10 protein-coding genes are annotated in these 12,959 nt (G+C 58.9%); 4 read left to right on the forward strand and 6 right to left on the reverse strand.

The window, feature by feature from the left end:
- Positions 1-2 precede the first annotated feature (2 nt).
- On the forward strand, positions 3-785 hold the full coding sequence (locus LG290_RS11730) for an NRDE family protein (protein WP_499834969.1): 783 nt from the start codon (positions 3-5) through the stop codon (positions 783-785).
- On the opposite strand, the gene ptsP is transcribed toward LG290_RS11730, so the two are convergent.
- Positions 782-3,043 carry a phosphoenolpyruvate--protein phosphotransferase gene (ptsP, locus tag LG290_RS11735; protein ID WP_499837095.1) on the reverse strand — a complete coding sequence of 754 codons (2,262 nt, stop codon included), beginning with the start codon at positions 3,041-3,043 and terminating at the stop codon, positions 782-784. The two genes, LG290_RS11730 and ptsP, sit on opposite strands and share 4 nt — an antisense overlap.
- 90 nt (positions 3,044-3,133) lie before the next feature.
- Positions 3,134-3,628 carry an RNA pyrophosphohydrolase gene (locus tag LG290_RS11740; RefSeq protein ID WP_160417889.1) on the reverse strand — a complete coding sequence of 165 codons (495 nt, stop codon included), beginning with the start codon at positions 3,626-3,628 and terminating at the stop codon, positions 3,134-3,136.
- A gap of 237 nt (positions 3,629-3,865) precedes the next feature.
- Here LG290_RS11740 and LG290_RS11745 point away from each other — a divergent pair, with 237 nt between their 5' ends.
- The gene (locus LG290_RS11745; RefSeq protein WP_499834970.1) at positions 3,866-4,522 is read left to right on the forward strand and encodes a histidinol-phosphatase; all 657 of its coding nucleotides are present in this window, start codon (positions 3,866-3,868) and stop codon (positions 4,520-4,522) included.
- A 98-nt stretch (positions 4,523-4,620) separates the two neighbouring features.
- Here LG290_RS11745 and LG290_RS11750 read toward each other — a convergent pair whose 3' ends face one another.
- Positions 4,621-5,595, reverse strand: coding sequence for a malate dehydrogenase (locus LG290_RS11750; RefSeq protein WP_499834971.1), 975 nt, complete (start codon positions 5,593-5,595; stop codon positions 4,621-4,623).
- A 320-nt stretch (positions 5,596-5,915) separates the two neighbouring features.
- Here LG290_RS11750 and LG290_RS11755 point away from each other — a divergent pair, with 320 nt between their 5' ends.
- Together LG290_RS11755 and LG290_RS11760 are read left to right on the forward strand one after the other, a co-directional pair.
- The gene (locus tag LG290_RS11755; RefSeq protein ID WP_499834972.1) at positions 5,916-7,019 is read left to right on the forward strand and encodes an efflux RND transporter periplasmic adaptor subunit; all 1,104 of its coding nucleotides are present in this window, start codon (positions 5,916-5,918) and stop codon (positions 7,017-7,019) included.
- Positions 7,003-10,065 (forward strand): efflux RND transporter permease subunit, encoded by a 3,063-nt coding sequence (locus LG290_RS11760; RefSeq protein ID WP_499834973.1) that lies wholly within the window; start codon positions 7,003-7,005, stop codon positions 10,063-10,065. The genes LG290_RS11755 and LG290_RS11760 overlap by 17 nt, the downstream gene beginning before the upstream one ends.
- 11 nt (positions 10,066-10,076) lie before the next feature.
- Here LG290_RS11760 and rsd read toward each other — a convergent pair whose 3' ends face one another.
- The 3 genes from rsd to gshA form a co-directional block, all read right to left on the reverse strand.
- Positions 10,077-10,571, reverse strand: a complete 495-nt coding sequence (gene rsd / locus LG290_RS11765) for a sigma D regulator (protein ID WP_160417884.1) — start codon at positions 10,569-10,571, stop codon at positions 10,077-10,079.
- An 88-nt stretch (positions 10,572-10,659) separates the two neighbouring features.
- Positions 10,660-11,130 carry a disulfide bond formation protein B gene (locus LG290_RS11770; RefSeq protein WP_499837096.1) on the reverse strand — a complete coding sequence of 157 codons (471 nt, stop codon included), beginning with the start codon at positions 11,128-11,130 and terminating at the stop codon, positions 10,660-10,662.
- A gap of 53 nt (positions 11,131-11,183) precedes the next feature.
- On the reverse strand, positions 11,184-12,839 hold the full coding sequence (gshA, locus tag LG290_RS11775) for a glutamate--cysteine ligase (protein WP_499837097.1): 1,656 nt from the start codon (positions 12,837-12,839) through the stop codon (positions 11,184-11,186).
- Positions 12,840-12,959 lie beyond the last annotated feature (120 nt).

Raw genomic sequence — 12,959 nt, forward strand, 5'->3', positions numbered from 1 at the left:
CCATGTGTTTGATCGCCTTTGCTTGGCAACCGGATAGTCCACTGCCCCTGAGATTGATCGCCAACCGTGACGAATTCCACGCGCGCCCTGCGGCTGCGCTGTCAAGCTGGCCCGATGCGCCACATATTGTCGGCGGGCGTGACCTTGAAGCCGGCGGCACCTGGCTTGCGGTCAACCGGCAAGGACGCGTTGCCGCCTTGACCAATGTGCGCGACCCTCTCATGGCCACGCCCTTGGCAGCGCCTAGCCGTGGCGCCCTGGTTCGCCAGGCACTGGAATGCAAGAACCCGTCCGCCTGGTTACAGACCTTGGCTGAAAACGGCGCCCAGCGCTATGCCGGGTTCAACTTGCTGGTGGGCGATCAGCATGCCTTGTGGCATTTGCACCGGGGCCGCCTGAGTACGCACCTTCAAAGGGTGACACCCGGCGTTCACGGATTATCCAATGCCGACCTTGATACCCCTTGGCCCAAGCTCACGCATGTTTGCCAACGTTTGAGTGAAAATCTGAACGAAGACCTGCAAGACCATTGGCCGGACCGAGTGAAACAGGCAATTCAGAATACCCGAACCGCCCCCCTCGAACGCCTGCCTGATACCGGCATTGAGCTCATTTTGGAACAACAACTTTCCGCGGCATTCATCCTCGGGGAAACCTATGGCACCCGCGCCACCACCTGGCTGAGCCTGCATGGTGGAGAGTACATTACCATTACCGAGGAAAGCTTCGGACCCTCGGGCACACATCTCGGAGAAATACGTCTGAAGGTACCCATTAACGCTTAATCCCGGGGTGGCATCAGGTGTGAAAGTTGCCACTCATCCATCTTGGCTTCCAGATGGCGATGCACCTCCGTCGGGGTCGCTAACGCCAATACCTCACCCAGCAATTTCTTGGCCTCCGTCCATGACACTCGACGAATGGCAGCACGCACCTTGGGTAGACTCGGCGCGTTCATCGACAGGCTGGTAAAGCCCATTGCCATCAGCAGCAAGGCGCCGGCAGGGTCACCGGCCAATTCTCCACATAATGAAATCGGCCGTTCCAGCCGCTTGGCGTCGCGGGCCACCTCATCCAATGCCGCCAGCACCGCAGGGTGCAAGGCATCGTAGAGATCCGCTACACGCGGATTGTTACGATCCACCGCCAGCAGATACTGTGTCAGGTCGTTGCTGCCTACCGAGAAGAAATCCACCCGCTCGGCCAAGGCATCCATTTGATAGATGGTGGCAGGCACTTCAATCATCACCCCCACCTTGGGCCGCTTGACCTCGGCACCCTCTTCCTTGAGTTCCACGATGGCTCGGTCGAGCAGGCGCAGCGCCTCATCAACCTCTTCCACGTTGGTGATCATGGGGAATAGCACGTACAGGTTGTCCAACTCATGGGAGGCCTTAAGCATGGCCCGCAGCTGCACCATCAGTACTTCCGGATGGTCCAGCGTCACCCGCATTCCTCGCCAGCCCAGAAAGGAATTGGCTTCATCGATAGGGAAATAGGGCAGGTCCTTGTCACCGCCTATGTCCAGGGTGCGCATGACCACCGGTAGCGGCGAGAAGCTTTCCAGCTGGTCGCGATACAGGCGGGTCTGTTCCTTCTCGCCTGGAAAACGCTCGGTAATCATGAACGGGACTTCGGTACGATACAGCCCCACCCCACTAATGCGTCGCTTGAGCAGATTGGAGGCCTCTACCGCCAGGCCGGTGTTGACCATCAAGGGCATGTTGTAGTGATCGGGGGTTTCGCTGGGCAAGTCCTGCTCATGCTCCAGCAGTTCGCCCAAGGCCAGTTCTTCGTCAATAAGCGTCTGGTAGCGCACCCGGAGCTCTGGCGCGGGACGCACGAACAATCGCCCCCGGTGGCCATCCAGCACCACCGGCGCCCCGGATAACCGATGCAATGGCAAGTCAACCATGCCCAGCACGGTGGGAATGCCCATGGCCCGTGCCACAATAGCAACATGCGAGGTGCTTGAACCACGCACCGAGACTAGCCCACGCAGCTTTTCACGCGGCACCTCCCCCAACATGGCGACACTTATTTCATCCCCGACAAGAATGGTTTCATCCGGGTAGATCTCGGGCGTGGAAGGCGTATCTTCCTGTAGATGCGCCAGTACTCGGCGCCCCAGGTCGCGGATATCCGTTGCGCGTTCACGCAGGTAGTTATCGTCGACACGTTCCAGATACTGCACATGCCGGCGCACCACGTCGGCAAGTGCCCCCGGTGCCCATTGTCCTTCACGGATACGCTTTTCCACCTCTTTGGAAAGCGCCGCTTCCCCCAGCATCTGTTGATAGACATCGAACAACGCCAGTTCCTGGGCCGAGATCCGGCTGGCCAGACGCTCCCCCGCCGCGCGAATTTCGGCGCGGGTGCGGCCAATGGCTTGCTTGAGGCGGGTGATCTCGTACTCCTGATCGCTGGGCACCAGGTCCGGCACGCTATTGAGATCCGCCGGAGGAGCAATGACCACCGCCTCGCCCATTGCCATGCCCGGCGAGGCAGCCACGCCGGAAAACGTGGCCTGGCCGTCGGCCAACAACGGACGCGACAAGTTGCCGGTGGCCAAGGCATGCGCCAGCACCCCGGCCAACTGCGCCGCCATGGTCACCAGAAAAGCCTCATCTTCATCATCGTAACTACGCTTTTCCGCCTGTTGCACCACAAGCACACCCAGCATGCGGCGTTGATGAATAATCGGCACCCCAAGGAAACTGGAATAACGCTCTTCGCCGGTCGCTTCAAAATAGCGAAAGTGAGGATGGATTCGCGCATCTTCCAGATTGAGGGGTTCACTGCGTTTGGCGACCAATCCCACCAGTCCCTCTCCCACCGGCAATACGACTCGCCCGACCGCCTGGGTACGCAAGCCGATGGTTTCCATCAACACCAGGGTTTCCATTTCCTTGTCGTAGAGATAAAACGAACAAACATCCGTTTTCATCGCCTTGCGAATACGCCGCACCATGGTCGACAGAGCGGCATCCAGATTGCGCGCTCCGTTGACTTCCTGAATTATTCGACGCAGAACCTCCAGCATTGACATCTTAGTTTTCATTATTAGCCTCGCTGAGAAATTCCCTGGCATAAAGTGCCCGCTCTTGGGCAAGGGGTAAGTAAAACGACAACCTTAACATTCATCCCCCTGAGCCAGGTACTGAAGCCGCGGCAACAACTCACGCAGCGCTCGGCGATAGACCTCCCGCTTGAAAGGCACCACCTGCCCCAGTGGATACCAATAACTGACCCAACGCCAACCATCAAATTCCGGTTTGGGAGAGGCGGTCATACAGATTCTGTTTTCCTGGCAGCGAATCCTGAGTAGATACCATTTCTGTTTCTGGCCGATGCAAATCGGCCGGGACTGGGTACGAATCATGCGTCGTGGCAGGCGGTAGCGCAGCCACCCCCGGGTACAAGCGATTATTTCGACATCATCGGCGGTCAGACCAACTTCTTCATGAAGTTCACGAAAAAGCGCCTCTCGCGATGTCTCGTTCGCATTGATGCCTCCCTGAGGAAACTGCCACGCATTCTGTCCTACCCGACGCGCCCAAAGCAGTTGCCCCTGGCTATTGGCAAGGATAATGCCAACATTGGGGCGAAAGCCGTCAGCGTCGATCACGGACATCACCTTATTAAATTTTCAATTGCCCCATTTTTCCACAAGGCGATCAACCCCATCAATACAAACCGCTTCCGATCATGTTTTACGCTTTGCGCCGCGTTACTCCTTCGGCGCTTCTTGACTCAATTCGCCTTGTCCTTTGGTCGGGGCGCGATCAGTGGGAATAGCCCCGCGACTCTGCGATAATCCGCTCCCGCTAAACTACCTAACACAAACCACACTAAGGGGAGCGCCGTGAGTCTGGCCATTTTCGATCTGGACAATACGCTGCTATCCATCGACAGCGATCACGCCTGGGGTGAGTTCTTGCTCGAACAGGGCGCCGTCGATCCAGAAAGTTACAGCGAAGCCAACGAACGTTTCATGGCCGACTACAACGCCGGCACCCTGGATATCAAGGCATTCCTGGAGGTTGCCCTGAAGCCCCTGGCTGAAAATTCTCCCGAGCAGCTTGTCGCCTGGCATCAGCAGTTCATGGCGGCCAAGATCGAACCGCATATTCTGCCCAAGGCCGAGGAGCTTCTCGCCCGCCACCGCACCCGTGGCGATGTGCTGTTGATCATTACCGCCACCAACCGTTTCATTACCGGCCCGATTGCCGAACGCCTGGGCGTGGACCACCTTATTGCGGTGGAACCGGAAGTCCATGAAGGGCGCTATACCGGGGGCATTACCGGCATTCCCAGCTATCAGGAAGGTAAAGTCAAACGTCTGGAACAATGGCTGGAAGATCAGGACATCACCCTTGAGGATGCCTGGTTCTACAGCGACTCACATAACGACTTGCCCCTGCTGGAAAAAATCGAACATCCTATTGCCGTCGACCCCGATCCCATCCTGCGCCGAGTGGCGGAAGAACGTCAGTGGCGCATCATGAGTCTACGTGACTGAGTACAAAGCTCAGCCAATGACGACGACCAGCTGACAAAAAAAACGCCCCGACGACTCAGGTCGTCGGGGCGTTTTCGATTTACCGGCTCAGCCGATACTTAGCCGAGCAGATGTTCGACGGCCGCACGCTCAGCGCGCAGTTCTTCTTCCGTCGCTTTCATCTTGGCCTTGCTGAAATCGTCGAGCTCATAGCCCTGAACGATTTCATAATCACCGCTCTTGCAGCGTACCGGGTAGGAATAGATGATGCCTTCCTCGATACCGTAGCTTCCGTCGGACGGAATCGCCATGCTGACGATACCTTCGCAACCCAACGCCCAGTCGTGCATGTGGTCGATGGCGGAAGAGGCTGCAGAGGCCGCGGAAGAGGCACCGCGCGCCTTGATGATCGCCGCACCGCGCTGCTGCACGGTGGGAATGAAATCGTTCTCGTACCAGTCGCGCTCGACCAGATCGAAAGCAGCCTTGCCATCGACACGGCAGTGGGCCAGGTCCGGATACTGGGTGGCACTATGGTTGCCCCAGATGATCATACCGTCGATATCGGTGACGTGCTTGTTGGTCTTCTGCGCCAACTGGGTCAGAGCACGGTTATGATCCAGACGGGTCATGGCGGTGAACTGACCCGGGCTGAGATCAGGCGCGTTGCACGAGGCAATCAGAGCATTGGTGTTGGCCGGATTGCCCACCACCAGTACGCGAACATCACGGCTGGCATGGTCGTTGAGCGCCTTGCCCTGAACAGAGAAGATCGCGGCATTGGCTTCCAGAAGGTCTTTGCGCTCCATGCCCGGGCCACGCGGGCGCGCGCCGACCAGCAAAGCGAAATCGGCATCCTTGAACGCTACATTCGCGTCGTCGGTGGCAACGATGTCCTGAACCAGCGGGAACGCGCAATCGTTGACTTCCATCACCACGCCGTTCAGTGCATCCATGGCTGGCGTAATTTCCAGCAGCTGAAGAATGACTGGCTGATCCGGTCCCAGCATATCGCCAGCGGCGATGCGGAAAATGAGAGAATAACTAATCTGGCCGGCACCGCCGGTAATCGCAATACGTACGGGATCTTTCATCGTTGCTCCTTGGTTGGTTCGCCTGAGAATGACTGCCGGAGATGGCGTATAGCAAGGCTTGTCGCAATCGCTGGCGCGGACTCAAGACGCCAAGATGGTATTCTCACCGTGGGTAAAACTCAATCAGACCTGCGGCTAGTGCCGGCGTTACCCCTGTATCTACCGGCACGAGATCGGTACCTTCACGCCTGCAAAAGCCTTTCTTTGTGATAGCGTGTGCCCTTGCAGCACAAATTGTAGCTCAAATATAAGCAGCTCGAATAATGCAGCTCAGAGCTTGAAAGTGTAGCTCAGAGCCTTGAATCACACGGACGAATTTCATGCTGCGACGACGCCCCCCTTTTTCGTACCTTCTGGCCACGCTGATTACTCTCGGATTGCTGGTGTGGTTGGCACTGGGTGATTTTCAACACTTTCAAAGCGAGGCTCCAGCGGCAACCTCAGCCACTATCGAGCCGCCTGGTGTGGAAGTCAGCGAGCGCGTCAGTACTGATTACCTGCCTACGCTAAGTGTTCAAGGTCAACTCGAGGCCCAGCGCAACGTCACGCTGCGAGTCAACCAGACCGGTCAGGTCATGGAGCTACCTGTTGCCCAGGGCAGCAGTGTCGGTGCTGGCGATACCTTGTTGATACTGGATAGCCAGGCGTTGCCCGAACGCCTGGCCCTGGCGCGCGACGAGCTGGCTTTGGCACAAGCCGAGCTTTCCGGTGCCGAAAGTCTGCGTCAGCGGCAATTGATTTCCCAGCCTGACTTGCTGCGTTTACGTAGCGCCGTCACCCGCAGTCTGGCGGATGTAGCGGAGCTGGAGCGTCAATATGACGACACCCGCCCCACTGCTCCCTTCGATGGGAAGCTTGATCAAATTACCGTGGAGCTTGGCGACCTGCTCCGAGTCGGAGAAAGCTGGGGGCGGTTAATCGATGACCGTACTCTGCTGGCCAGCGGCTGGGTGGCTCAACAGCGCGTTCGTGAGTTAAGTCCGGGGCTTGCGGTGGATGTGCGCCTGCTCGACGGCAGGCAGCTTTCCGGCGAATTGACCTATGTGGCTAGCCGAGCCGACGAGGCCACGCGCAGCTTTCAGGTGGAAGCCGAAATCGACAACCCCCAGGGCTTGCGTCTGGCCGGTGCCAGCGCCGAACTCACCATCACCCTACCCGCCCGGCAGGTGCATGTCATTTCGCCTGCCTTGCTGGTGCTGGACGAAGCAGGCCAGCTGGCGGTCAAGCACCTGGATGACCAGAATCGAGTGCAACAGACTCAGGTGGAGCTGGTCAGCGCCGATGCCGAGGCCGCGCGAGTAACCGGCCTGCCCTCCCCACTGAGACTGATCACGCTGGGCGGCGGGCTGGTGAATGTGGGTGAGCGTGTGGAATTCGTGGTTGCCGAAACAGATCAGGAAGTAAAGCATGCGCCGACTGATTGACGCCGCGATTTCCCATGCCCGCACCACGCTGCTGTTACTTTTCGGGCTCTTGATGGCAGGCATCGTGGCCTGGCAAGTGATTCCCAAGGAAGCCAACCCCGATGTCACCATACCGTTGGTCTATGTGGCACTCTCGCTTGAAGGCGTTAGCCCCGAAGATGGCGAGCGGCTACTGGTTCGTCCCATGGAACAAGAGCTGAGCGGTATCGAAGGGCTGCGTAAACTCAGCGCCCAGTCCAGCGAAGGTCATGCCTCGATCACCCTGGAATTCGACCCAGGTTTCGACCCCGACGCCGCCCTTTCGGAAGTGCGCGAGCAAGTCGATATCGCCCGCACCACCCTGCCTTCAGAGGCTGATGAACCTCGCGTCATGGAAGTCAATGTCTCGGAGTTTCCCGTACTGAGCCTAGGGCTTTCGGGGCAACTGGACACCCGCCAGCGAATCACCCTGGCCCGGCGACTCAAGGAGGAGTTCGAAGGCATCGCCAACGTCCTGGAAGTGGATATCGGCGGCGACCGTGACGAGCTTCTGGAAATCGTCATCGACCCCCTGGTGCTGGAAAGCTATGACGTGGATTTCGATACCCTGTTCAATCAGGTCGCGCGCAACAATCGCCTGGTGGCCGCGGGCAGCCTGGATACCGGTGCGGGTCGCCTGGCACTGAAGGTTCCCGGGATCATCGAAACGCTGGAAGACGTCATCAACATGCCGGTCAAGGTGGAAGGGGATCGTGTGGTCACCTTCGGCGATGTCGCCCGGATTCACCCCACTTTCAAGGACCCGCAAGGCTTCGCGCGCATTGATGGCCAGCCGGCGGTGGTACTGGAGATTTCCAAACGGGCCGGCGCCAACATCATCGCCACTATCGGCGCTGTACGTGAGCGGCTCGCCGAGGCCCAGGACTTGCTTCCGGAGTCGCTGCGCATCACCACCATTCTGGACGAGTCCAGCACGGTGCGAGACATGCTCTCGGAGCTTTTGAACAATGTGCTTACCGCCGTGGTGCTGGTGTTGATTGTGGTGGTGGCGGTCATGGGCTGGCGTACCGCCTTGCTGGTGGGCCTGACCATTCCCGGCGCCTTCTTGACCGGCATCCTGCTGATAAGCACTTTAGGCTTCACCCTCAATATCGTGGTGTTGTTTGCCCTGATTCTGGTGGCCGGCATGCTGGTCGATGGCGCCATCGTGGTGAGTGAACTGGCCGACCGCCATCTGCGTGAACATCAATCCCCGCGGGATGCCTGGCTGAATGCGGCGGCGCGCATGAGCTGGCCGGTGATCGCTTCCACCGCCACCACCCTGGCGGTGTTCATTCCGCTGTTGTTCTGGCCCGGCGTGGTCGGCCAGTTCATGAAGTACCTTCCGGCTACGGTAATACTCTGTCTGCTGGCGTCACTGGCCATGGCGCTGATATTTCTACCCACGCTAGGCAGTATTTTCACCCGCAAGGCGGCTCTCTCCGACCAGCAACGCTCGACCGTCCTGGGCAGGTTCTACCGCACCACGCTCAGCCGACTGCTTGTTCATCCTGGCTGGGTACTGACGTTTACCTTGCTGCTGATCGCCTTGATCTACACCGGTTATGCCCGTTTCAACCACGGCGTGGATTTTTTCCCGGCGGTAGAACCGGACAGTGCGCAAGTCCTGGTGCGCGCTCGAGGTGATTATTCCGCCGAGGAAACCGATGCCATCGTGCAGCGCGTCGAAAAACGTCTGACCGGCATGAGCGAAGTCCAGGCGCTGTATGCCCGCTCCTTTGCAGTGCCCAACGAGCAGCTAGGCAACGATGTTATCGGTGTGCTGCAGTTCCAGTTGATCGACTGGCATCAAAGACGCCCCGCTCAAGCGATTCTGGATGACATGGCCGAGCGCAGCCGCGATATCCCCGGGATCATTCTGGAATTTCGCGAACAGGAGATGGGGCCCGGAGGCGGCAAACCCATCGTGCTGGAAGTCAGTGCCGTTCAACCGGAACGTATCGCCGACGCAGTAGAGCTTCTGCGCCAAGAGATGGCTGAGCTGGGCGGTTTCGAGGATATCCAGGATAACCGCAGCTTGCCGGGCGTGGAGTGGCGACTGAACGTCGATCGTGAGGCGGCGGCGCGTTTCGGAACCGACATCACCACCATTGGCAGTGCCGTGCAATTATTGACCACCGGCTTGCGCGTCTCCTCTTATCGCCCCCAGGGGGTCAATGACGAGGTGGACATTCGCGTTCGCTTGCCTGAGCAATGGCGCTCTTTGAACCAACTCGAACGCTTGACCCTCAATACCCCACGCGGCCAAGTGCCCATCACCAATTTCGTCGAGGTCACGCCGGGTCCCAAGGTAGGGACGCTGCACCGTATCGATGGTCGTCGGACAATTACCCTGGAGGCCGGCCTGGCCCCCGGCTACCAGGCCGACGAGCGATTGCGTGCCCTGGCCGAGGCCGCTTTTGCCTCATTGCCCGAGGGCGTCATGGTCAATGTCGCCGGCGAACAGGAAGATCAGCAGGAATCGGCACAGTTTCTGGGAACCGCCTTCATGGTAGCGATCGGCTTGATGGCGTTGATTTTGGTGACTCAGTTCAACAGTTTCTATCAGGCGGGGTTGGTGCTCTCGGCGATCGTATTTTCCACCGCCGGCGTCTTGATGGGGCTGCTGGTGACCGGGCAAGCCTTCGGTATCGTGATGGTCGGCATGGGGGTGATTGCCTTGGCGGGCATTGTGGTCAACAACAATATCGTACTGATCGACACCTACAATGAACTGCGCGGCACGGGGCTTGAGCCGGGCGCGGCAGCACTTGAAGCGGGTTGCCTACGCCTGCGCCCGGTACTGTTGACCGCCATCACCACTGTGCTGGGTCTGATGCCCATGGTGCTGGGGGTGAACGTGAACCTCTTTGCGCCATCCCTGGGTTTCAATGCCCCTTCGGCTCAGTGGTGGTCGCAGATGTCGAGCGCCATTGCCGGCGGCTTGACCTTTGCCACCGCCCTTACCTTGCTGCTGACCCCCTGCATGCTGGTGCTTGGTGGCAAGGGCAAGCGGCACTGTCGCTAGAGGGAGCCCGCTCAGGGTGCCGCTGAAGCAACATCCGCGCCGGGGCTATGCACGGCATGCATCCGGGCGATCAGCTGATCTTCGAGAACGAAGCGGTCACTCAACCCCTTGGACAGACGTTCGATCCAGGCCGGCAGGCGATAAAGGTTATGCTCGCAGCTCAGTGCAGTGGCGTAATCGGTATCGAACTCCAACACCAATTCGGTGGACATTTCCAAGCGTTCAAGCAGCTTGTCGGCAATCAGCAGCGCTTGAGCATCATCGAAGGCGCGAGCCTCCTCCGCCAGTTGCGGGTAGACCTCGAAATGCCCCGCACTGATGTAATCCATCAGCACTTCACTGAAATGGTCAATCCGCGCCTTGCTGACCGTTTCAAGCTCCGTATCACAGGCATCATTGAGCTCAACGAAACTCACCAGTAGCTCGTGGCGCTGATCCAGCCAGCGATCGATCAGTGAGTGCACACCACCCCAGCGTTCCCGGGCATTTTTACAATCTTCGAGCATGGAATTTTCTCCTTAGCATGAAAGTCTCTCCTTGGTGATACCAGCTCTCTCTTGATGAGGCTAGATTCGCCTGTTCCTGTTCCCGCTGTCAATCCCGCTGGGGAATGAACTTAGCGCCCTTGGCCCATGCCAGCCAAAGGAGCCTCAGCGGGACCAGCGCCAGAATGGCAAAACCGATCAACGTCCAGGCGGGCAGAGAAAGACCCAGCAGCATGAAATCAATCTCGGCGCACTCTCCCGAGCCGGAAAGCACCATCCCCACCACGTCCTGGAGCGGTAGAATATCCAGCATATAGTCCAGCCCCGGGCCGCAGCTAGGGACTTTATCTGCAGGTAGCGTCTGCAACCATACATGCCGACCGGCGATGAATGCGCCACCCCCCACAGTGACAAGCCCAAGCACGCCGTATACCGCCGTTCCCAAGCGCCCGCTAGGGTTGTGCACGGCTGCCACCGCGAGTACCGCTGCCGTGGCCAATACCGCCACACGCTGAAAGATGCACAGCGGGCAGGGTGCCAGTCCGACGATATGCTCAAGACCCAGGGCGACGGCCATCATCAGGGCGCAGAATGCCAGGCCCGCCAGCGCCACCGGACGTACGGTCGTGACATTCAAGAGGCAGCTCCGGAGGCAAGCGAGCTCGATATACGCGATTCGCGAGCCCGGCTGAAGTAATCGTCAAGAAACGCATCGAAACTCTGCGTATCGGCTTGTTCGATATCTTGCTGCTGTTGATGGGAGGTTTCCACCAACTGCTCCAGCAACGCCTCCCGGGCACGTTGAGACGCAGGTTGCGCCATAAATTCCGCCTGCTGTTGCTTGGCCAGCGCCAGCATGGCATCGCTCAGCGATTCCTGATTGACCTGCAGACGAGTCAACAAGCGACCGGAAGGAGTGAGCTCCGGGCTTTCCAGCAGTGGCGCCAGGGCCTGCAACGCCTCGGCATGCGGCGAGCCATCTTCCATGGCATCCAGCAACCGGCTTACCTCGGCCATTTCCGCAAAGATTTGCCCACCCCACTGGGCGATGGAACAGGCATCGCCATCATTGAGCAGACGCAACGCCGGGTCACGACCGCGCTCTACCACCAGGCGCCGGTTGTCGTCCAGGCGGTCACATTCCTCATCGCTGATCCAGGGGCTGTCGCTGAGCAGGCACCACATCAGGAAGGTATCCATGAAGCGCATCTGCGTTTCGGTAATCCCCAAGGCATCGAAGGGGTTGAGATCCAGGCAGCGCACTTCGATGTACTCCACGCCACGCGCTTCGAGTGCCTGGCTTGGGGTTTCGTTGTGACGTGCCACGCGCTTGGGGCGAATATCGCTGTAGTACTCGTTTTCGATCTGCAGGATATTGGCGTTAAGCTGTTGCCAGTGCGTCTCGCCCGATTCGTCGGTAACCTTGACGCCCAGCTTTTCATAATCCGGCCAGGGGCTGGAAATCGCATGGCGCAAGGTATTGACGTAATTCGACAGGGAATTGAAGCAGATCTTGAGCTGCGCCTGCACCTTGTTCTGATAGCCCAGGTCGGACATGCGCAGGGTCGTCGCGTAAGGCGCAAAGTACGTCTGCTCATCGAGCACCTTGAGTTTTTCCGGCACCTTGCCGCCGGGCAGGGCGTGCTTGTCGAGAAAGCTCTTGTCGATGGCCGGTGAGGCACCGAACAGATAGAGCAGCAGCCAGCTGTGGCGCCGGAAATGCCGAATCAAACCGAAATAGCGTGTCGAGCGATAATCGTTGAACGGCGTTGCGGCGGCGTCATCCAGTTCACGCAGCGCTTGCCACATGTCGTCGGCCAGTGAGACGTTGTAATGCACCCCGGCAATCGCCTGCATGATGCGCCCGTAGCGCACATCCAGCCCCTTGCGATACACCTTTTTCATCTTGCCCACATTGGATGTACCGTAATCGGCAATCGGGATGCTTTCATTGCCCGACAGGCGCGCGGGCATGCTGCCCGGCCAGATCAACTCATCCCCCAGGTAACGATAACTGTAGCGGTGCAGGTCGGCCATGAAGGACAAGGCCTCGCGCGGCTGGGAATATACCGGGGTGATGTATTCCAGCAGGGCCTCGGAATAATCCGTGGTGATATGCGGATGCGTCAGCTTGGAACCTAACGCCCAAGGGTGCGGGGTCTGGGCGATATGCCCGTCAGGATCAACACGCAAGCCCTCTTTTTCCAGACCACGACGCAGACGACTGATACGCCCCTGGCGAGCCGCCGGGATCAGACGATCCACCTGCCGGGTAAGGGCAGTCGGCACCGAGCTTGTGATTGACTCCGTGGATGAGCTTGGCACAGCAAGAGGTTCAAGCAAGGTGAACGCTCCTTGTCAAAAGGCCCGCCGGGCGGGCCTGGGTGAAATCGATCGGCGGGGCCATCA

The organism is Halomonas sediminis, assembly GCF_044871105.1.
Taxonomy (GTDB): Bacteria; Pseudomonadota; Gammaproteobacteria; order Pseudomonadales; family Halomonadaceae; genus Vreelandella; species Vreelandella zhuhanensis.